This is a genomic window from Streptomyces sp. NPDC007905 (genome assembly GCF_042959345.1).
GTDB lineage: Bacteria > Actinomycetota > Actinomycetes > Streptomycetales > Streptomycetaceae > Streptomyces.
In genome coordinates, this window is record NZ_JBIBKS010000015.1 from 17,307 (window position 1) to 38,979 (window position 21,673).

13 protein-coding genes and 1 pseudogene are annotated in these 21,673 nt (G+C 67.8%); 2 read left to right on the forward strand and 12 right to left on the reverse strand.

What is annotated here, in order from left to right; translation table 11 throughout:
* Nucleotides 1-61 precede the first annotated feature (61 nt).
* The 5 genes and pseudogenes from ACFZDC_RS25485 to rpsL all read right to left on the reverse strand — a co-directional run.
* A pseudogene (locus ACFZDC_RS25485) lies at nucleotides 62-256 on the reverse strand (hypothetical protein); the annotation flags it as partial.
* 171 nt (nucleotides 257-427) lie between these two features.
* Nucleotides 428-1,621 carry an elongation factor Tu gene (tuf, locus tag ACFZDC_RS25490; RefSeq protein WP_263211576.1) on the reverse strand — a complete coding sequence of 398 codons (1,194 nt, stop codon included), beginning with the start codon at nucleotides 1,619-1,621 and terminating at the stop codon, nucleotides 428-430.
* A gap of 156 nt (nucleotides 1,622-1,777) precedes the next feature.
* Complete coding sequence (gene fusA, locus ACFZDC_RS25495) at nucleotides 1,778-3,904, reverse strand: elongation factor G (RefSeq protein ID WP_391327374.1); 2,127 nt, start codon at nucleotides 3,902-3,904, stop codon at nucleotides 1,778-1,780.
* A gap of 39 nt (nucleotides 3,905-3,943) precedes the next feature.
* Nucleotides 3,944-4,414: a 30S ribosomal protein S7 gene (gene rpsG, locus ACFZDC_RS25500; RefSeq protein WP_003992340.1), complete on the reverse strand. Its 471-nt coding sequence runs from the start codon at nucleotides 4,412-4,414 to the stop codon at nucleotides 3,944-3,946.
* 2 nt (nucleotides 4,415-4,416) lie between these two features.
* Complete coding sequence (gene rpsL / locus ACFZDC_RS25505) at nucleotides 4,417-4,788, reverse strand: 30S ribosomal protein S12 (RefSeq protein WP_003948652.1); 372 nt, start codon at nucleotides 4,786-4,788, stop codon at nucleotides 4,417-4,419.
* Nucleotides 4,789-5,137: 349 nt separating this feature from the next.
* Here rpsL and ACFZDC_RS25510 point away from each other — a divergent pair, with 349 nt between their 5' ends.
* Nucleotides 5,138-6,304: a hypothetical protein gene (locus ACFZDC_RS25510; protein ID WP_391327376.1), complete on the forward strand. Its 1,167-nt coding sequence runs from the start codon at nucleotides 5,138-5,140 to the stop codon at nucleotides 6,302-6,304.
* Complete coding sequence (locus tag ACFZDC_RS25515) at nucleotides 6,301-7,596, forward strand: protein kinase (protein WP_391327378.1); 1,296 nt, start codon at nucleotides 6,301-6,303, stop codon at nucleotides 7,594-7,596. The genes ACFZDC_RS25510 and ACFZDC_RS25515 overlap by 4 nt, the downstream gene beginning before the upstream one ends.
* 23 nt (nucleotides 7,597-7,619) lie before the next feature.
* On the opposite strand, the gene ACFZDC_RS25520 is transcribed toward ACFZDC_RS25515, so the two are convergent.
* From ACFZDC_RS25520 to ACFZDC_RS25550, 7 genes are all read right to left on the reverse strand, one after another.
* Nucleotides 7,620-10,523, reverse strand: a complete 2,904-nt coding sequence (locus tag ACFZDC_RS25520) for a protein kinase (RefSeq protein ID WP_391327380.1) — start codon at nucleotides 10,521-10,523, stop codon at nucleotides 7,620-7,622.
* Complete coding sequence (locus ACFZDC_RS25525) at nucleotides 10,523-10,807, reverse strand: FHA domain-containing protein (RefSeq protein WP_391327382.1); 285 nt, start codon at nucleotides 10,805-10,807, stop codon at nucleotides 10,523-10,525. Before ACFZDC_RS25525 ends, ACFZDC_RS25520 begins: the two co-directional genes overlap by 1 nt.
* Before the next feature lie 307 nt (nucleotides 10,808-11,114).
* On the reverse strand, nucleotides 11,115-15,014 hold the full coding sequence (locus tag ACFZDC_RS25530; protein ID WP_391327383.1) for a DNA-directed RNA polymerase subunit beta': 3,900 nt from the start codon (nucleotides 15,012-15,014) through the stop codon (nucleotides 11,115-11,117).
* Between the two features lie 97 nt (nucleotides 15,015-15,111).
* The gene (rpoB, locus tag ACFZDC_RS25535) at nucleotides 15,112-18,597 is read right to left on the reverse strand and encodes a DNA-directed RNA polymerase subunit beta (protein WP_391327385.1); all 3,486 of its coding nucleotides are present in this window, start codon (nucleotides 18,595-18,597) and stop codon (nucleotides 15,112-15,114) included.
* Between the two features lie 570 nt (nucleotides 18,598-19,167).
* Nucleotides 19,168-19,557 carry a 50S ribosomal protein L7/L12 gene (gene rplL, locus ACFZDC_RS25540; RefSeq protein ID WP_391327387.1) on the reverse strand — a complete coding sequence of 130 codons (390 nt, stop codon included), beginning with the start codon at nucleotides 19,555-19,557 and terminating at the stop codon, nucleotides 19,168-19,170.
* A gap of 117 nt (nucleotides 19,558-19,674) precedes the next feature.
* Nucleotides 19,675-20,205 (reverse strand): 50S ribosomal protein L10, encoded by a 531-nt coding sequence (gene rplJ / locus ACFZDC_RS25545; protein ID WP_391327389.1) that lies wholly within the window; start codon nucleotides 20,203-20,205, stop codon nucleotides 19,675-19,677.
* Between the two features lie 517 nt (nucleotides 20,206-20,722).
* Complete coding sequence (locus tag ACFZDC_RS25550; RefSeq protein WP_391327391.1) at nucleotides 20,723-21,655, reverse strand: hypothetical protein; 933 nt, start codon at nucleotides 21,653-21,655, stop codon at nucleotides 20,723-20,725.
* Nucleotides 21,656-21,673: the final 18 nt, after the last annotated feature.

The following is a 21,673-nucleotide window of genomic DNA, read 5'->3' on the forward strand; positions in this document are numbered from 1 at the left end:
ATGAGGCCCAGCGCGCCGTCCACCGGGTCGTTGGCGAACCAGACCGCCCCTCGTCCACCCCTCACCGCACACCGTGCTGCAGCCGCCGACTCTCCGGCGGACCCAGGCACAGCGCCGGCAGCCCTTCCGTGTCGATCAGGAGCCGTTGCAGCACCACCGTCGGATCCACCCTCCAGAACCTCAACCGGTGAACGCCGATCCTCGTCACGGTGTGTTGTGTGGGCGTCGCGTTGACGTTGTCCGAGGTGGTCCGCGCCCGGACGGGAGGGGCCGGTCGGTCCGGGAACCGGTCGTGGCCGCCGTGGCAGCCGTGGCCGCCGGTAGTTTCGGAACCGCTTCCGGGAACGCGAAGGGGCCCGCACGACCGAAGTCGTACGGGCCCCTCCGACAGCTACCAGGTCAGAGACCGGGCCGGGTCAGTTCAAGATCACTTGTTGATCTTGGTGACCTGGCCGGCGCCCACGGTCCGGCCACCCTCACGGATGGCGAACTTCAGGCCCTCTTCCATGGCGACGGGCTGGATGAGCTCCACCGTCATCTCGGTGTTGTCACCCGGCATGACCATCTCGGTGCCCTCGGGGAGGGTCACGACGCCGGTCACGTCCGTCGTACGGAAGTAGAACTGCGGACGGTAGTTGTTGAAGAACGGCGTGTGGCGGCCACCCTCGTCCTTGGAGAGGATGTAGGCCTGCGCCTCGAACTCGGTGTGCGGGGTGACCGAGCCCGGCTTGATGATGACCTGGCCGCGCTCGACGTCCTCGCGCTTGATGCCACGGAGCAGCAGACCGACGTTCTCACCGGCCTGGCCCTCGTCGAGCAGCTTGCGGAACATCTCGATGCCGGTGACCGTGGTGGTGGTCTTCTCGGTCTTGATGCCGATGATGTCGACGGTCTCGTTGACCTTGAGCACACCGCGCTCGATACGACCGGTGACGACGGTGCCACGACCGGTGATCGTGAAGACGTCCTCGATCGGCATCAGGAACGGCTTGTCGACGTCACGCTCGGGCTCCGGGATGGAGGTGTCCACGGCGTTCATCAGGTCCAGGACCGACTGGGTCCACTGCGCGTCGCCCTCGAGGGCCTTCAGCGCGGAGACACGCACGACCGGCAGGTCGTCGCCCGGGAACTCGTACTCGGAGAGGAGCTCACGGACCTCGAGCTCGACGAGCTCCATGATCTCCTCGTCGTCCACCATGTCGGCCTTGTTCAGGGCGACGACGATGTACGGAACGCCGACCTGGCGGGCCAGGAGCACGTGCTCCTTGGTCTGCGGCATCGGGCCGTCGGTGGCGGCGACCACGAGGATGGCGCCGTCCATCTGCGCCGCACCCGTGATCATGTTCTTGATGTAGTCCGCGTGACCCGGGCAGTCGACGTGGGCGTAGTGACGCGCCTCGGTCTGGTACTCGACGTGCGCGATGGAGATGGTGATACCGCGCTGACGCTCCTCGGGCGCCTTGTCGATGTTGTCGAACGGGGTGGCCTCGTTCAGGTCCGGGTACGCGTCGTGCAGCACCTTGGTAATGGCGGCCGTGAGGGTCGTCTTACCGTGGTCGATGTGACCGATGGTGCCGATGTTGACGTGCGGCTTAGTCCGCTCGAACTTCGCCTTCGCCACTGGGGTCCTCCTGTGGAGTGGTTCTGTACGCCTTACTTCATCGGCGCCAGGTGATCTTTGCTGTAAAGGCCCGGAACCCGGGACATTCCTCCGCGTTTACGGCGGAATGCCCCTGGAGGCTCCGGAGTCAAGCCTACGGCGTGTTAACGCGGTGCGTTACTCGCCCTTGGCCTTCGCGATGATCTCCTCGGCGACGTTCCGCGGAACCTCGGCGTAGGAGTCGAACTGCATCGAGTAGCTTGCGCGACCCGACGTCTTGCTGCGGAGGTCGCCGACGTAGCCGAACATCTCCGACAGGGGCACGAGGCCCTTGACGACGCGGGCACCAGCCCGCTCCTCCATGGCCTGGATCTGGCCACGGCGGGAGTTGATGTCGCCGATGACCTCACCCATGTAGTCCTCGGGCGTGGTGACCTCGACGGCCATCATCGGCTCAAGGAGCACGGGCGAAGCCTTGCGCGCGGCCTCCTTGAAGGCCTGCGAACCGGCGATCTTGAAGGCGAGCTCGGAGGAGTCGACCTCGTGGTAGGCACCGTCGTGCAGGATCACGCGGACACCGGTCATCTCGTAACCGGCGAGGATGCCGAACTGCATGGCCTCCTGCGCACCGGCGTCGACCGAAGGGATGTACTCCTTCGGGATACGACCACCGGTCACCTTGTTCACGAACTCGTACGAGGTGTCGCCACCCTCGAGCGGCTCGATGCCGATCTGCACCTTCGCGAACTGACCGGTACCACCGGTCTGCTTCTTGTGGGTGTAGTCGACGCGCTCGACGGCCTTGCGGATCGTCTCGCGGTACGCCACCTGCGGCTTGCCGACGTTGGCCTCGACCTTGAACTCACGGCGCATACGGTCGACCAGCACCTCGAGGTGCAGCTCGCCCATACCACCGATGATGGTCTGGCCGGTCTCCTCGTCCGAGTGGACCTGGAAGGACGGGTCCTCCTCGGCCAGGCGCTGGATCGCGACGCCCAGCTTCTCCTGGTCGCCCTTCGACTTGGGCTCGATGGCGACCTGGATGACCGGCGCCGGGAAGTCCATGGACTCCAGGATCACCGGCTGCTTGTCGTCGCACAGCGTCTCACCGGTCGTGGTCTGCTTCAGACCCATGACGGCGATGATGTCGCCGGCGCCCACCGAGTCGATCTCCTCACGCTTGTTCGCGTGCATGCGGTAGATCTTGCCGATGCGCTCCTTCTTGCCCTTGACGGAGTTCAGCACCGAGGTGCCGGACTCCAGGCGGCCCGAGTAGACCCGGACGAAGGTGAGCTTGCCGAGGTGCGGGTCGCTCATGATCTTGAACGCCAGCGCGGACAGCGGCTCGTCGTCGGACGGCTTGCGCTTGACCACGACCTCCGGGTCCTTCACGTCGTGGCCCTCGATGGCCTCGACGTCCAGGGGGGAGGGGAGGTAGCGCACGACCGCGTCGAGCAGGGGCTGGACACCCTTGTTCTTGAACGCGGTACCGCAGAACACCGGGGTGACCGTGGTGTCCTTGGACTTGCCGGACGCGATGGTGATGCGACGGATCGCGGCGTACAGCTGCTCCTCGGTGGGCTCCTGGCCCTCCAGGTACAGCTCCATGATCTCTTCGTCGTTCTCGGCCACGGCCTCGAGCAGCTTGCCGCGGTACTCCTCGGCAGCCTCGGTGTGCGTGTCCGGGATGTCGACGACGTCGTACATCTCACCCTTGGTGGCCTCGGCGGACCACACGAGCGCCTTCATGCGGACCAGGTCCACGACGCCCTTGAAGTCGGCCTCGGCACCGATCGGGAGCTGCATGACGATCGGCTGCGCGCCCAGGCGGTCGCTGATCATGTCGACGCAGCGGTGGAACTCGGCACCGGTCCGGTCGAGCTTGTTGACGAAGCAGATACGCGGAACGCCGTAGCGGTCCGCCTGACGCCACACCGTCTCGGACTGGGGCTCGACGCCGGCGACGCCGTCGAACACCGTCACGGCACCGTCGAGCACGCGCAGGGAACGCTCCACCTCGACGGTGAAGTCGACGTGGCCCGGCGTGTCGATGATGTTGATCGTGTGGTCGACGTCTTCGAGCGGCCAGTGACAGGTGGTGGCAGCAGAGGTGATCGTGATGCCACGCTCCTGCTCCTGCTCCATCCAGTCCATGGTGGCAGCGCCGTCGTGGACCTCACCGATCTTGTAAGACACACCGGTGTAGAACAGGATCCGCTCGGTGGTGGTCGTCTTGCCCGCGTCGATGTGGGCCATGATCCCGATGTTGCGGACCTTGGCCAGGTCAAGTGAAGTGGTAGCCATAAGGCTTCAGTCTTCTCTCGGTCTCGATGTGGGTAGCGACTACCAGCGGTAGTGCGCGAAGGCCTTGTTGGACTCGGCCATCTTGTGCGTGTCCTCGCGCTTCTTCACAGCGGCACCGAGGCCGTTGGAGGCGTCGAGAAGCTCGTTGAGCAGCCGCTCGGTCATGGTCTTCTCGCGGCGGGCGCGGGAGTAACCGACCAGCCAGCGCAGCGCGAGCGTGTTGGCACGACCGGGCTTGACCTCGATCGGAACCTGGTACGTCGCACCACCGACACGGCGGGACTTGACCTCGAGGGTCGGCTTGATGTTCTCCAGCGCGCGCTTCAGCGTGATGATCGGGTCGTTGCCCGTCTTCTCACGCAGACCCTCCATGGCGCCGTAGACGATGCGCTCGGCGGTGGAGCGCTTGCCGTTCAGCAGCACCTTGTTGATCAGGGAGGTCACCAGAGGAGAACCGTAGACCGGGTCGATGATGACCGGGCGCTTCGGGGCGGGGCCCTTACGAGGCATTCTTACTTCTCCTTCTTGGCGCCGTAACGGCTGCGAGCCTGCTTGCGGTTCTTGACACCCTGGGTGTCGAGCGAGCCGCGGATGATCTTGTAGCGAACACCCGGCAGGTCCTTCACACGGCCGCCGCGCACGAGCACGATGGAGTGCTCCTGCAGGTTGTGTCCCTCACCCGGAATGTAAGCGGTGACCTCGATCCCGCTGGTCAGACGCACACGCGCGACCTTACGCAGGGCCGAGTTCGGCTTCTTCGGGGTGGTCGTGAACACACGCGTGCAGACGCCGCGACGCTGAGGGGAACCCTCGAGTGCGGGCGTCTTGTTCTTCTCGACCTTGTCCTGCCGGCCCTTGCGGACCAGCTGCTGGATCGTAGGCACTACTTCTCCGGTTTCTGTGTGCCGAGTAAAGCTAACCTGGAACTTCTCCGACCCACGCGGTCGGGTGTGTCGAATCCCGCAGACCTTCGCCGCCAGGCGAAAAGGGCGCAGATTTCGGTGGCCGGTGACGGCTCGCCATGCGGTTGAAGGCACGCACGAGAGCCAGGGCACACCCCAGGCACAAGGTCTGAGCGTACCTACCCAGTCGAGCTCGGTCAAAATAAAGAGGGTTCATATGCGCGTGCACCGGTTTTCGCAACCCACCGTGACCCGGAAGAGCCCCGGGTAACCTCCGGCCATGCGTTTACACCCCAGACTGACACCAGACGCCGCATTAGCCGATTTCGTCGTGGATGTCGCCAACGTCGTACGAGAGACGACGCTCGGCGGGAACCGGGGCGCGGATCTCGGCCGGTTCCTCGCGCTGCTCGACGGGCTCGCCGCGTTCGCCGGGGACGACACCGCACAGGTGTACGCCGTATGCGACCGCTCGCTGCTCACCGACGGGCGGCTGACGCGCGAGGAGCGGCAGACCCTCACCGGGTGGCACCGGGCCGGGCTACTGGCCGTGTGGGACGTGGCCGACCACCCGATCATCCAGGCCGCCGAGGCGACGACGGCGCAGGTCGTCACGTACGACGGCTTCGTCGACTTCCACCGCCGCCACCCCTGGCTGTACGGCAACCGCGACCGGTTCGTGGAGCCGTTCCCCGGTCCCGGCGGCACCGTCTCGGTCCGGCGCCGGATCATGCCGGAGCCGGAGGACTGGCAGATGTCCCGCAAGGAGGAGGAGAGCGCCCTGATGGCGGCCGGCCTGTACGACCGCCGGGACGGCACCGGTCCCCGCACGGAGCTGCTGCTGCGCAGGTGGCGCTGCCCGGAACCGGACTGCCCGGCGTTCGGTCCCGCGGCACCGGGGACGCTGCCCAAACGGCAGGGCCGGGGCGGGCGGGTGGTGTGCCCCGAGCACCTGACGGAGCTGACCGATCTCGGACGCCGGCCCCGCCAGATGCAGCTGAAGGTCCGGGTGGACGGCACGGTACGGCACCGGTTCCTCGTCACCGAGGGCCAGGACCTGGCGGTCGGACGTCATCCGCGCGCGGAACCGGGCGAGCGGCTGCTGCCCTGGCTGCCCGAGCGGTCCCCGGCCCGCTCCTGGATCAGCCGCGACCACGCGCTGCTGCGAGTCTCCGGGACACGCCTCCTGGTCAGCGACACCAGCACCAACGGCACCCGGATCCGGCTGCCGGACGGCCGGACGCACCGGGTCCCGACCGGCGGTTTCCGGGCCGTCGGCCGCCGGGACGCCGTGCTGTTGCACGACACGGTGCGACTGGAGGTCAGCGGACGGTCGTTCTTCTACGAGGAACGGGCCGAGGGCGAGCCGGCACACCGCCCGCTGCCCGGGAACACGGGGGAGGCTCAGCAGCGGACCATGCTGGCGCCGCCCCCGCCCCGGTCCGGTGGCGGCCGGGGCAAGCAGCCCGGGGCAGGCCGGAAGCGGCGGCGACGATGAGATCGGGAACGCTGGTCCTCGGCCGGTACGAGATCGAACGGGAACTGGGGCACGGCGGCCAGGGGACGGTCTACCGGGGCCGGGACACCCGGCTGGGCACGCGCCGGCTCGTCGCGGTCAAGGCCCTGCGCACGGCCCCCGGCGAACCCACCGCACACCGCTGGATGATGGCGAAGCGCTTCGACCGCGAGGCGGAGATCCTCGCCGATCTCCAGCACGACCACATCGTGACGGTGTACGACCGGGGAGAACACGACAGGGCACCTCTGCTGGTCATGGAGTACGTGACCGGGTCGTCCTTGGCCGCGCGCATGGCGGCCCCGGTACGGCCCGAGGCGGCAGAGGTGGCGGCCTGGGGGGCGCAGGCGGCGACCGGGCTGCTCGCCGCGCACCGGGCGGGCGTGTCGCACCGGGACATCAAGCCGTCCAACCTGCTGGTCAGCGGAACCGGCCTGATCAAGATCTGCGACTTCGGTCTGGTGACGCGGCCGACTCCACAGTCCGCGCAGCTCACCACAGTGGGCGAGGGCGTACTGGGCTCCCCCGGATACATGTCCCCCGAGCAGGCGGCCTGCCGGCCCGGAGACCCCCGCTCCGACGTCTTCTCCCTGGGAGTGACGTTGTACGCGCTGCTCGCGGGCGGGTCTCCGTTCGCCGCCGAGAACGCCGCGCGGGCCCGGGTGCGCGTGCTCGACGAGACCCCGCCGCCCGTGTCCTACTGGCGGCCGGACGTCCCCGCCCCGCTCAGTGACCTGCTCGCCGCCATGATGACGCGGGAGCCGGTGGGACGCCCGCAGTTGCCGGAGGTGCTCGCCGCGCTGCAGGGTCTCGCGCGGCTCCCGGTCCACGGTCCTGTGCGGGATGCGGTAAGGGAGCTGCACGCGTCCGCACCGGCACCGGCACCGGCACCGGCACCGGCACCGGCCCTGAGCGTCGACGAGCGGGACGTACCGACGGGAGGACCCGGTCCGCGGTCCGACCGTCTCACCGAGAAGTACTGGCCACGCCTCGAGAAGGCGGAGGGGTTGTTGCAGCTCGGCTGCTGGGAACAGGCAGACGAGGCGTTCCGCGACCTCGCGCTGGACATCACCGCCGAAGGGGGGCGGGCGCAGGATCACGCGGCGCTCTTCGCGGCCCTGTACGGGCGGGTGCGCGCGCTGGAGGGACGAGGGCGGCGGATCCAGGCGGCCCAGCGGCTGGATCGGCTCCGGCGGCGGGTCGGGGCCGCCCTGGGGGAAGGGCACCCCCTCGCCCGCGTGGTGTCGGCGCACCGGGTTCCCCCGGGGCCCTGAACGGTGTCACGAAGGGAGGCCCTTCAACCAGTTCTTGAACTTGGCCAGTTTGGTACCTGAGTTCGGCTCCACCTGCTGTACGACACTTTCGGGGGCTTCTTCTGCGCGTTCGGGGCGGCCTGAGGCTTCTTGGTCTGCGTCTTGGTCTGCGTGGCCTTGACCGGTGTCTTCTTCGTCTTCGGCTGGGGGGCCTTCGGCTGGGCCGGCCTCGACTGGGTGGACTTCGACTGGGTGGACTTCGACTGGGTGGACTTCGATTTCGATGGCGCGGGCTTCGATGGCGCGGGCTTCGATGGCGCGGGCTTCGATGGCGCGGGCTTCGATGGCGCGGGCTTCGATGGCGCGGGCTTCGATGGCGCGGGCTTCGGCTGCGCGGCGCTCTTGGCGGTCTTCGCTGTCTTGGCTGCCTGCGCTGCCTTGGTCGGCTGAGCCGTCTTGGCAGTCTGTGCCGATTTCGACTTCTTGGCGTCGGCCGCCTTGGCCTGGGCGGCGGCCTGTCGGCGGGCCAACGGGAGGAGGGCCGCTTCCACCGCCGCGCCCTGCCTGCTGCCATGCCCGCCCAGATCGGCCAGGACCGGCGCGAACCACGCACTCCTCGGTCCCGGCTTCGCGACCTCCTTGCCGGCCGCCTCGCTCAGTCTCCGCCAGGCGTGATCGGTGTCCAGACCGAGCAGCAGTCCCGCCGCGAACACCTGGTCGGTGCGCTCGACCGGAGTCACCCCGTGACGCCCCAGGACGCGCCACAGCGTTCGCTGGAACTTCACCTGCTTCTCTCCCGCGGGGCCCAGGGCGGCGAGGGCGGGGAACCCTCCCAAGGCGTCCAGGGCCAAGGGCGCGGCGAGCGCCCGTACGAAGGGGTGGGCTTTGGTCTCGCCCTTCCTGTCCAGTACGGGCACACATGCGTCGATCACGCCCTGCACGGTGACGTTGCGGCCGCCATACAGGGCGGCACCGCCCGGGTCGAGCCAGCGCAGCAGGTACAGCAGCTTCACGTCCGTAGCGGCTCCGCCGGTGAGCCTTTGCCGGAGGCTGTCGAGCGAATCGACGCGGCCCTTGGGACTCTCCTTCAGGGTGCGCAGCCACGCCGCCAGCTCCCCCGCGCGCGGCGCACCGGGCGCGCGGAGGAAGACGCGCATGGCCTCGTCGTGGTGCGTCCGCAAAGCCCGGGCCAGTTCCGCGCCGGTTCGGTGCCGTCCGTGGAAGTCCAGGAACGGCACGGAGACGGGCTGGGTCTGCGCCTTCGGCTGTGCTTTCGGTTGCGTGTGCGGCTGTGCCTTCGGCTCCGGCTCGACGGCTGCTGCCTTCTCCGCGAGGGCGTTCTCGTGGGCGGCCGCCAGCGCCACGGGCCCGCAGACGGCCCGTACGACCATGCCCATCGCACTGTCGCGTCCGCCGAACCGCAGGACAAGGGCGTCGTACCAGGGCACTGCCGTCCCGGCCGGAGCGGACTGCGACTGTGCCCGTTGCCGCACGGCGGTCTCGGCGCCGGGATAGGGCAGCAGGGCCAGCAGCATCAGCGCCTCGACGACGGACTGCGAGGGTTCGAGCAGTCGCCGCACGTGAGGGCTCTGCTCGGTGACGGCCCGCTCCCATTCGCCGAGAGCGGACCGCCACGCGCGGTGGACCTGCTTGAGCGCCTCGAAACCGGGACAGTGCTTCCAGTGCGCCAGCAGGTTGCCGCTCCTGATGACGGCCATCGCCCGGCGGTCGGAGGCATCGGCCACCGCCTCACCGGCCCGGGCGCAGAGTCGCACCAGAGTGGCCGGCCGGAGCGGTCCGGCCTCCAGGACCGGCGGGCTCATCGGGTCCAGCCAGTACAGCAGGTGGTTGAGCCGGACGATCGGCTCCTCGGTACCCGACGCGATGTGCGGCGGGAGGCTCTTCCCGGCCCAGGTGGCGAGCGCGCGCAACCGGGCGGTGGCGTCGGCCGCGGGCAGTCCGAAGAACTCCTCGACCGCGCGTTTGGGCCGTCTGGCCAGCGTGGCGGCCAGATCCTGCGCGGACCGGTAGCGCTTGCCCTCGTACGCGAAACCTCCGGTCCCGCTCTGCCCGGCCGGCTCGGCCTTCGGCCGCGGCGGGGCCGTCACCGGCTTCGGGGAAACGGGTGCAGGGCGCACGGAAACGGGGTCGCGGACCGTGTCCGGGAGGCCCGCGCCGACCGGCTTGAGGACCGGCGCCTCCTCGCCGTGCATCCAGGCCAGGGTCTCGCTGCTGCCCCAGCGGCGGTCGCGGTCGGCCACCAGCAGTCCGGTGCACAGCGCTCGCCATCGAGGAGGCAGTTTGTCCAGGTGGGTGATCTCGCCGGCGCGCACCAGCGCCTTGATCTCCGTGGGGCTTCGACCACCGAACAGAACGGCACCGGTGGCCAGTTCGTAGACGATGGCCCCCAGTGACCACCAGTCCCAGGCAGGAGTGATGATCTGGTCGTGCGCCTCGGGTGGCGCGTATCCGACCGTGTAGGCGATGCGGGTCTGCTGGAGCGGCGCCCGGCTGATGCCGAAGTCGGTGATCTTCACGGCCTGGGTGGCCGGGTCGTAGAGGATGTTGGACGGTTTCAGGTCCCGGTGGACGATGTCGACGGTGTGCAGTTGGTTGATGCCGCCGATGAGTTCGCACACCACTGCGAACAGCTCGCTCTGGGGCATCGGGCCCTGGCCCTGGAGGCTGCGCCAGGGGAGGTACGGCATGACCTCGTAGTCGCGTCCGTCCGACAGCTGGCCGGTGGGCTTGATGTGCATCAGAGCGCGGTGGGTGAGCGATTCGAGGCGGTCCCAGACCCGCCGGTCGGCCGCACCCTGCTCGTGGTAGATCTTCAGCGCGCATTCCCGGCCCTCCCGGTCGAGAGCGCGGTAGACAACGGCCTCTCCGCCGCTGCCGATCTGTTCCAGCACGTCGTACCGCGAGCCGAGGGGTTCCGGTAACCGCATCAGTGATCACCGTCCGGTACGACCCGCGCCTCGACGTCCCTGGCCAGCCGCAGCAGGACCCCCGGGCGGAGTGCGGTCCTGGTGTGCGGGGTGAGGCGCCGGCCGTCGAGGAAGGTGCCGTTCATGGAGCCCTCGTCCCGGACCCAGGCCGTTCCGTCCTCGTCCACCTCGACCGTGGCATGGCTGCGGGAAAGGTTCCGGTGCACGCCGAGGATCTTCGAGCGGCCCTCGGTGCGGCGCCCCAGCAGCACCTGGCCGCCGACCGGCACCCGTACCACTCCCACCCGGAATTCCAGCCGTAGACCACGAGCCGGGCGCTCCCGCGCCGTGAGCGTCCCCCGGGCGTCGCCGCCGTTCGCCGGGTCGCCGGTGAACGACAGCGGTGTCAGACATGATCGACACACCAGCTGCCGCGGCCGCTCCGCCTCGGCCCCGCAGCCGTGGCACCGCCCGCACGCCCCCATTGGTCTACCTGCCCCCCGAACCACACGGAACCGCTCCATCGTAGCGATCCGGGCCCCGACGCGTCCGGCAACGCCGAAGGGCGGCCACCCCGGATGGGGTGACCGCCCTTCGGTTCAAGCTGCCCGCTTACTGGTTGTACGGACCGTAGTCGTAGTCCTCCAGCGGAACGGCCTGGCCGGAGCCGGTGCCGAACGGCGAGTAGTCGATGTCGTCGTAGCCGACGGCCGAGTACATCGCGGCCTTGGCCTCCTCGGTCGGCTCGACCCGGATGTTGCGGTAGCGGGACAGACCCGTACCGGCCGGGATGAGCTTACCGATGATGACGTTCTCCTTGAGGCCGATGAGGCTGTCGGACTTGGCGTTGATCGCCGCGTCCGTCAGGACTCGGGTCGTCTCCTGGAAGGAGGCGGCCGACAGCCAGGATTCCGTCGCCAGCGAGGCCTTGGTGATACCCATCAGCTGCGGACGACCGGAGGCCGGGTGACCGCCCTCCTGGACCACACGACGGTTCTCGGTCTCGAACTTCGAGCGCTCGACCAGCTCGCCGGGCAGCAGCTCGGCGTCGCCCGACTCGATGATCGTCACGCGGCGGAGCATCTGCCGGATGATGATCTCGATGTGCTTGTCGTGGATCGACACACCCTGCGAGTTGTAGACCTTCTGGACCTCGCCGACCAGGTGGACCTGGACGGCACGCTGACCCAGGATGCGCAGCACGTCGTGCGGGTTGGTGGCACCCACGGTGAGCTGCTGGCCCACCTCGACGTGGTCGCCGTCGCGGACCAGGACCTTGGCACGCTTGGAGATCGGGTACGCCGTCTCGTCGCTGCCGTCGTCCGGGGTGACGATGATCTTCTTCGTCTTCTCGGTCTCCTCGATCCGCACGCGGCCGGAGGCCTCGGAGATCGGGGCGACACCCTTCGGGGTACGGGCCTCGAAGAGCTCGACGACACGGGGCAGACCCTGGGTGATGTCGTCACCGGCCACACCACCGGTGTGGAAGGTACGCATCGTCAGCTGGGTACCGGGCTCACCGATGGACTGGGCGGCGATGATGCCGACCGCCTCACCGATGTCGACCAGCTTGCCGGTGGCGAGCGAACGGCCGTAGCACATCGCGCAGGTACCGACGGCGGACTCGCAGGTCAGGACCGAGCGGGTCTTGACCTCCTCGACGCCACGGCCGACGAGCTCCTCGATGAGGACGTCGCCCAGGTCGGTGCCGGCCGGGGCCAGCACCTGGCCGTCGACCACGATGTCCTCGGCGAGGCAGCGCGCGTACACGGACGTCTCGACGTCGTCCGTCTTGCGCAGCACGCCGTCCGCGCCCCGCTCCGCGATCTTGAGCTTGAGGCCGCGGTCGGTGCCGCAGTCCTCCTCGCGGATGATGACGTCCTGCGAGACGTCGACCAGACGACGGGTGAGGTAACCCGAGTCGGCGGTACGCAGGGCGGTGTCCGCCAGACCCTTACGGGCACCGTGCGTGGAGATGAAGTACTCCAGCACGGACAGGCCCTCGCGGAAGGACGCCTTGATCGGACGCGGGATGGTCTCGTTCTTCGCGTTCGACACCAGACCGCGCATACCGGCGATCTGCCGCATCTGCATCATGTTTCCTCGGGCACCCGAGTCAACCATCATGAAGATGGGGTTGGTCTTGGGGAAGTTCTCGTTCATCGCCTCGGCGACCTCGTTGGTCGCCTTGGTCCAGATCGCGATGAGCTCCTGCGTGCGCTCTTCCTTGGTGATCAGACCGCGCTCGTACTGCTTCTGGACCTTCTCGTCCTGCGCCTCGTAGCCGCGGACGATCTCCTTCTTCGCCTCGGGAACGACGACATCGGAGATGGCCACGGTGACACCGGAACGGGTCGCCCAGTAGAAGCCGGCCGCCTTCAGGTTGTCGAGCGTCGCCGCCACGATGACCTTGGGGTAGCGCTCGGCCAGGTCGTTGACGATCTCGGAGAGCTGCTTCTTGCCCACCGAGTAGTCGACGAACGGGTAGTCCTCGGGCAGCAGCTCGTTGAAGAGCGCGCGACCCAGGGTCGTACGCAGCCGGAACGAGTCACCCTGCTGCCACTCGGGCTCGCCCTCCTCGCGCGCCGGCGGCATCCAGCCGCGCGGCGGGATGGTGCCCACCGGGAAGCGGATGTCGATCTGCGACTGCAGCGCCAGCTCGCCGGCGTCGAACGCCATGATCGCCTCGGCCGTGGAGCCGAACGCGCGGCCCTCGCCCTTGGTGTCACGCAGCTCGCCGTCGGTGGTGAGGAAGAACAGACCGAGGACCATGTCCTGGGTCGGCATCGTCACCGGACGGCCGTCGGCCGGCTTGAGGATGTTGTTCGAGGACAGCATCAGGATGCGGGCCTCGGCCTGCGCCTCCGCGGACAGCGGCAGGTGCACGGCCATCTGGTCACCGTCGAAGTCCGCGTTGAACGCGGTGCAGACGAGCGGGTGGATCTGGATGGCCTTGCCCTCGACCAGCTGCGGCTCGAAGGCCTGGATGCCGAGGCGGTGCAGGGTGGGAGCACGGTTCAGCAGCACCGGGTGCTCGGCGATGACCTCTTCGAGGACGTCGTACACGACGGTGCGGCCGCGCTCCACCATGCGCTTGGCGCTCTTGATGTTCTGCGCGTGGTTCAGGTCGACCAGACGCTTCATCACGAACGGCTTGAAGAGCTCCAGCGCCATGGCCTTGGGCAGACCGCACTGGTGCAGCTTCAGCTGCGGGCCGACGACGATGACGGAACGCGCCGAGTAGTCGACTCGCTTACCGAGCAGGTTCTGACGGAAGCGACCCTGCTTGCCCTTCAGCATGTCCGACAGCGACTTCAGCGGACGGTTGCCGGGGCCCGTGACCGGGCGACCACGACGGCCGTTGTCGAAGAGCGCGTCGACGGCCTCCTGGAGCATGCGCTTCTCGTTGTTCACGATGATCTCGGGCGCACCGAGGTCGAGAAGGCGCTTCAGGCGGTTGTTGCGGTTGATCACACGGCGGTACAGGTCGTTCAGGTCGGAGGTCGCGAAGCGGCCACCGTCCAGCTGCACCATCGGACGCAGGTCCGGCGGGATGACCGGGACGCAGTCCAGAACCATGCCCTTGGGGCTGTTGGAGGTCTGCAGGAACGCGGACACGACCTTCAGCCGCTTCAGCGCACGGGTCTTCTTCTGGCCCTTGCCGGTGCGGATGATCTCGCGGAGGCGCTCGGCCTCCTCCTCGAGGTCGAAGGACTCCAGGCGCTTCTGCAGCGCCGCGGCACCCATCGAGCCGTCGAAGTACGTGCCGAAGCGGTCCCGCAGCTCACGGTAGAGCAGCTCGTCGCCCTCGAGGTCCTGGACCTTGAGGTTCTTGAACCGGGTCCACACCTCGTCGAGGCGGTCGATCTCGCGCTGCGCGCGGTCGCGCAGCTGCTTCATCTCGCGCTCGGCACCCTCGCGCACCTTGCGGCGCACGTCGGCCTTGGCACCCTCGGCCTCCAGCTCGGCCAGGTCGGCCTCGAGCTTCTTGGCGCGGGCCTCCAGGTCGGCGTCGCGGCGGTTCTCGATCTGCTGGCGCTCGACCGAGACGTGCGCCTCCAGGGAGGGCAGGTCGCGGGTACGGCGCTCCTCGTCGACGTACGTGATCATGTACGCCGCGAAGTAGATGACCTTCTCGAGGTCCTTGGGAGCCAGGTCGAGCAGGTAGCCCAGGCGGCTCGGGACACCCTTGAAGTACCAGATGTGCGTGACGGGCGCGGCAAGCTCGATGTGGCCCATCCGCTCACGGCGCACCTTGGCGCGCGTGACCTCGACGCCACAACGCTCGCAGATGATGCCCTTGAAGCGGACGCGCTTGTACTTGCCGCAGTAGCACTCCCAGTCCCGGGTCGGACCGAAGATCTTCTCGCAGAAGAGTCCGTCCTTCTCGGGCTTGAGGGTGCGGTAGTTGATGGTCTCGGGCTTCTTGACCTCGCCGTGGCTCCACTGACGGATGTCGTCAGCGGTGGCCAGGCCGATCCGGAGCTCGTCGAAGAAGTTGACGTCGAGCACTATGCGTCAATCCCTCTCAGGGTCGAAAGTCTTTGGTCTGATACGGGGGCCTGGGGGTCGGCGGGGCCCTGTGGGTGAGGGCCCCGCCGGACTCCCGTCAGACCTCTTCGACGCTGCTCGGCTCGCGCCGGGACAGGTCGATACCGAGCTCCTCCGCAGCGCGGAAGACATCCTCGTCGGTGTCACGCATTTCGATGGACATACCGTCGCTGGACAGCACCTCCACGTTCAGGCAGAGCGACTGCATCTCCTTGATCAGCACCTTGAAGGACTCGGGGATGCCGGGCTCGGGGATGTTCTCGCCCTTGACGATGGCCTCGTAGACCTTCACGCGGCCGGTGACGTCGTCGGACTTGATGGTCAGCAGCTCCTGGAGGGCGTACGCGGCGCCGTAGGCCTCGAGGGCCCACACCTCCATCTCACCGAAGCGCTGGCCACCGAACTGCGCCTTACCACCCAGCGGCTGCTGGGTGATCATCGAGTACGGACCGGTCGAGCGGGCGTGCAGCTTGTCGTCGACCAGGTGGTGCAGCTTCAGGATGTACATGTAGCCGACCGAGATCGGGTCCGGGAACGGCTCACCGCTACGGCCGTCGAACAGCCGCGCCTTACCGGTCGGGAGCACCATGCGCTCGCCGTCCCGGTTCGGGATGGTGTGCTGCAGCAGACCGGCCAGCTCGTCCTCACGCGCACCGTCGAACACCGGGGTGGCGACGTTGGTGCCGGGCTGGACGCTGTCCGCGCCGATGGCCTGCAGGCGCTGGGCCCACTCGTCCGCGAGGCCGGAGACGTCCCAGCCGCGGCTGGCGAGCCAGCCGAGGTGGATCTCCAGGACCTGTCCCGGGTTCATTCGGGACGGCACACCCAGCGGGTTGAGGATGATGTCGACCGGGGTGCCGTCCTCCAGGAACGGCATGTCCTCGATCGGCAGGATCTTCGAGATGACACCCTTGTTGCCGTGCCGGCCGGCGAGCTTGTCACCGTCGGTGATCTTGCGCTTCTGCGCGACGTAGACGCGGACCAGCTGGTTCACGCCCGGCGGCAGCTCGTCACCCTCCTCGCGGTCGAAGACGCGCACACCGATGATCTTGCCGATCTCGCCGTGCGGCACCTTCAGCGAGGTGTCACGAACCTCACGGGCCTTCTCACCGAAGATCGCGCGCAGCAGGCGCTCCTCCGGGGTCAGCTCGGTCTCACCCTTGGGCGTGACCTTGCCGACGAGGATGTCACCGGCGACGACCTCGGCACCGATGCGGATGATGCCGCGCTCGTCGAGGTCGGCGAGGACCTCCTCGGAGACGTTCGGGATGTCCCGGGTGATCTCCTCGGGGCCGAGCTTGGTGTCACGGGCGTCGACCTCGTGCTCCTCGATGTGGATCGAGGAGAGGACGTCGTCCTGCACGAGGCGCTGCGACAGGATGATCGCGTCCTCGTAGTTGTGACCCTCCCACGGCATGAACGCCACGAGCAGGTTCTTGCCGAGGGCCATCTCACCGTTCTGGGTGGCCGGGCCGTCGGCGAGGACCTGGCCCTCGATGATCCGGTCGCCCTCGTTGACGATGACCTTCTGGTTGACCGAGGTGCCCTGGTTGGAACGGGCGAACTTGGCCAGGCGGTACGTGATGTACGTGCCGTCGTCGTTGGCGGTGGTGATGTAGTCCGCGGAGACCTCCTGGACCACACCGGCCTTCTCGGCCTTGACCACGTCGCCGGCGTCGACCGCGGAGCGGTACTCCATGCCGGTGCCGACGAGCGGCGCCTCGGACTTGATCAGCGGCACGGCCTGACGCATCATGTTCGCGCCCATGAGGGCACGGTTGGCGTCGTCGTGCTCGAGGAAGGGGATCATGGCGGTCGCGACCGACACCATCTGGCGCGGCGAGACGTCCATGTAGTCGACGTCCTCGGGGCTGACGTAGTCGACCTCGCCGCCACGGCGGCGGACCAGGACACGCGCCTCGGTGAACCGGAGATCGTCGTTCAGCGTGGCGTTGGCCTGCGCGATGACGAAGCGGTCCTCCTCGTCGGCCGTCAGGTAGTCGACCTCGTCGGTGACCTGGCCGTCGATGACCTTGCGGTACGGGGTCTCGACGAAACCGAACGCGTTGACCCGGCCGTAGGAGGCGAGCGAGCCGATCAGGCCGATGTTCGGGCCTTCCGGCGTCTCGATCGGGCACATACGGCCGTAGTGCGACGGGTGCACGTCACGGACCTCGAAGCCGGCCCGCTCACGGGAGAGACCACCCGGGCCAAGAGCCGACAGACGGCGCTTGTGGGTGAGACCCGACAGCGGGTTGTTCTGGTCCATGAACTGGGACAGCTGGCTGGTGCCGAAGAACTCCTTGATGGAGGCGACGACCGGCCGGATGTTGATCAGGGTCTGCGGCGTGATCGCCTCGACGTCCTGAGTGGTCATGCGCTCGCGCACGACGCGCTCCATACGGGCGAGACCCGTACGGACCTGGTTCTGGATCAGCTCGCCGACGCTGCGCAGGCGGCGGTTGCCGAAGTGGTCGATGTCGTCCGTCTCGACAACGATGGTGTCGCCGTTGTCACCGGTGGTCTCGGTCTCGCCGGCGTGCAGCTGCACCAGGTACTTGATCGTCGAGATGATGTCCTCGACGGTCAGGATGCCCGCGTCGAGCGGAGCGTCCGCGCCCAGCTTCTTGTTGACCTTGTAGCGGCCGACCTTGGCGAGGTCGTAGCGCTTCGGGTTGAAGTAGAGGTTCTCAAGGAGCGTCTGCGCGGCCTCACGCGTGGGGGGCTCGCCCGGACGCAGCTTGCGGTAGATGTCGAGCAGCGCGTCGTCCTGGCCCTGGGTGTGGTCCTTCTCCAGGGTGGCGCGCATCGACTCGTAGTCGCCGAACTCCTCGAGGATCTGCTCGGTCGTCCAGCCGAGCGCCTTCAGCAGCACGGTGACCGACTGCTTGCGCTTGCGGTCGATACGGACACCGACCATGTCGCGCTTGTCGATCTCCATCTCCAGCCAGGCACCCCGGGACGGGATGATCTTGGCGGAGAAAATGTCCTTGTCGGACGTCTTGTCGATGGTGGAATCGAAGTAGACACCGGGGGAACGGACCAGCTGGGACACCACGACACGCTCGGTGCCGTTGATGACGAAAGTGCCCTTGTTCGTCATGAGCGGGAAGTCGCCCATGAAGACGGTCTGGGACTTGATCTCACCGGTCTCGTTGTTGGTGAACTCGGCGGTGACGAAGAGCGGGGCGGCGTACGTGAAGTCGCGCTCCTTGCACTCGTCGATGGAGTTCTTCGGCGGCTCGAAGCGGTGGTCCCGGAACGTCAGCGACATCGACCCGGAGAAGTCCTCGATCGGGGAAATCTCCTCGAAGATCTCCTCCAGACCGGACTTGGTGGGGACGTCCTGACCGTTCTCAAGAGCCTCCTCGACGCGAGCCTTCCACGCGTCGTTGCCGAGCAGCCAGTCGAAGCTCTCGGTCTGGAGCGCGAGAAGGTTCGGAACCTCGAGGGGCTCCTTGATCTTTGCAAAGGAAATGCGCAGCGGGGCGGTGCTGGCGCCGTTGTTCGTATTCGCGGTCGAGGCAGTGCGCGAGGCGGCCAAGAGGGGGTCCTTCCGAGGGCTCGGACTCACTACGCGCGTACCGGTCCCTCTCCCATACACGGAGACAGAAACCCCAGGTCAAAGTGGCTTCGGTCATCGATGCTCGAGTGAGGGCAGACCCCTGGTGACGGGCAGGGGGCAGCTAACAGGCAGCGCAAAGGGTCAGTGTAGCCACTTGGCACACTGATGTCCAGCCCGGGTTTTGCGAGACCCTCGTAGTGCTCAACGCCTTCGTCAACGCCCTCGGCATGCCTGCCCTCAACGCACGTTGATACTGCCCTCTTCGTCGTCGATCCATGCCTCGGATTCGGATCCTTGTGACGACGCGTCCTGAGAATTGCGCGCTGCGTGCGGTTCGTCAAGGCCCCCCAGCCCAAACGAGACTGGCCGGAAACACGACGAAGATCACCATACCCTTCGCGGTCGCGAGTGCAAGGCAACCGAGGCCGTCCTCCGGATACGCCGAAGAGCGACCACCCGGATGGATGATCGCTCTTCGGTGCGTTCGCGTTACAGCCCTAGGAGGCTGCGCTCAGCGCGCAAGGAATCTCGGAGAGACTCCGCGAGGTCTTACTTGACCTCGACGGAGGCACCCGCGGCCTTGAGGGACTCGGCGGCCTTCTCAGCGGCCTCCTTGTTGACCTTCTCGAGGACCGGCTTCGGGGTGCCGTCGACGAGGTCCTTGGCCTCCTTCAGACCCAGGGAGGTCAGCTCACGCACGACCTTGATGACCTGGATCTTCTTGTCGCCGGCGCCGGTGAGGATGACGTCGAACTCGTCCTTCTCCTCCTCGGCCTCGGCGGCAGCGCCACCGGCGGCACCGCCGGCCACGACGACCGGGGCGGCAGCGGCAGCGGTGACGTCGAACTTGTCCTCGAAGGCCTTCACGAACTCGGAGAGCTCGATGAGGGTCATCTCCTCGAACTGGGCAAGCAGCTCGTCCTGGGTGAGCTTCGCCATGATGGCGGGTCCTTCCACTCAATCGGCAGGTGCCGGATGTACTGGATGTGGCGGGCGTACGTCGGCCCGCTGCGACCCTCGCCGCGTCATGCGGCCAGGATCAGAAAGCGAGCCGAATTACTCGGCACCGCCCTGCTCGGCCTGCTTGGCACGGAGCGCGTCCACGGTGCGGACGAGCTTCGAGGGCAGCGCCTGGAAGACGGAGGCAGCCTGGGACTGCTTCGCCTTGAAGGCACCGGCCAGCTTGCTGAGCAGAACCTCGCGGGACTCGAGGTCCGCAAGCTTCTTGATCTCGTCGGCGGACAGCGCCTTGCCTTCAAGGACACCGCCCTTGATCACGAGATTCGGGTTGTCCTTGGCGAAGTCACGGAGACCCTTCGCCGACTCCACCGGGTCACCGGTGACGAAGGCGACTGCCGTCGGACCGTTGAACAGGTCGTCCAGCGTCGTGATCCCGGCCTCGTTGGCCGCAATCTTGGTCAGCGTGTTCTTCACCACGGCGTACTGGGCGTTCTCACCGAGCGACCGGCGCAGCGTCTTGAGCTGCGCCACGGTGAGACCGCGGTACTCGGTAAGCACAGCAGCGCTGGAGTTGCGGAACTGCTCCGTCAACTCGGCCACTGCGGCAGCCTTGTCGGGCCTCGCCATAGAGCCTCGGCCTCCTTCCGGGTGATTCTGACCGCGCGGACCCGAAGGAGGACTGGGGAAACGAAACGCCCCGGCGCAGGCGCACGGGGCGGACTCGACCGGCCGCACACGCCTGAGCGTGTGATCCGGGAGTACTTCCACAGTCACCTGCGCGGGTCGTCCACTTTTCAGCGGATCCTTCGGCCACCACACCCTCGTTCGAGCGCGTGGCAACGACCAGCGGTCTTTGGCTTCTGTAGGAGAGTACGGGACCGGGGCGCTGTCGAGCAAATCGGGCTCTACGGCGCTCAGCACCCGCCTGCCGGGGGCCTGGAGTGGGTCGACGGCCCGAGCCGTGGGAAGCGGCAGCGCGTCGGCCCGGGCCCGTGGGAAGCGGCAGCGCGCCGCCGGAGCGGAACCGGCCGGCCGTGCCCCGAGCTCGCTCCCTGCGGTTCCCCCAAGACACGCACGGCTGCGCGTGGTCGGCACAGGCCGCGATCGCGAGCGTGCCTCGGGGGATCCCGGGGTTCCGCTGGATTCAGGAACTGGTGCCGGAGCCGCCCGGCACGGAGGTCGCGCTGCCGCTCGACACGTTGCCGCCGGACTTCATCAGGTCCTTGAAGTCCTTGGTGTCGCCCGCCGGGGGCGCCTCGGCGGAGACCTTGACGCCGTAGTCGCTGTAGTAGGCCGTGCTGGTCATGGCGCCGGACGCGGTGTCCGCCTTCTCGACCTTCTTGACCAGCAGGTCCTGGTCGTTCACCCAGATGTCGACGGTCTCCGTGGTGACGCCCGCCTGGCTGAGCTGCTTCTTCAGACCGGCCAGCTGGTCGGCGGTGAGGTTGCTGTTCTTGCCGGCGAGGTCGGCCACGTCGACCGTGCCCGAGTAGTGCGTGGCGCTGACGCCGGAGACCTTCTCCTCGCCGACCTTCTTCACATCGCCGGAGGCCAGCAGCAGCTTCACCGACTGGTTCGGTGTGGTGTTCTGCATCTGGTCCTTCAGGTACGCGCCGGAGCTGCCGCCGAGCTTGGCGAGGTCGTCGTACGCGTACCTGATCCAGTGCTTGCCGAACTGCTGGGCGAACTTCTCGCTCATCTTCGCGTAGTAGGCGTCCGGCAGATAGCGGGCCTCCATCGACGTGGAGCCGGCCTGGCGCATGGCGTCGGCCATCCGGCCGCCGGTGTACGTGATGGTGAGGTTGCCCTTGAGGCCGCCGCCCCAGGCGAGGGCGCCGTTGGCCGTCATCGACATGGCGTCGCCGACGGACGTGCTGGAGCGGACCTTGGCGGACTCGGCCTTGTCGGTGGACTTCTCGGCGGAGCGCAGGGCTGCCAGGGGTCTGACGTGCGTGATGCTCTTGCCGACCGCCTTGTCGCCCTTCCCGGAGTCGGCGGAGCCGCAGGCGGCCACTCCCGTCAGCGCGGCCACCACCGCGACGGACAGGGTCACCCGGCGTACGGTCGTGCTCTTCATGTCGTCCCACCCCTATGC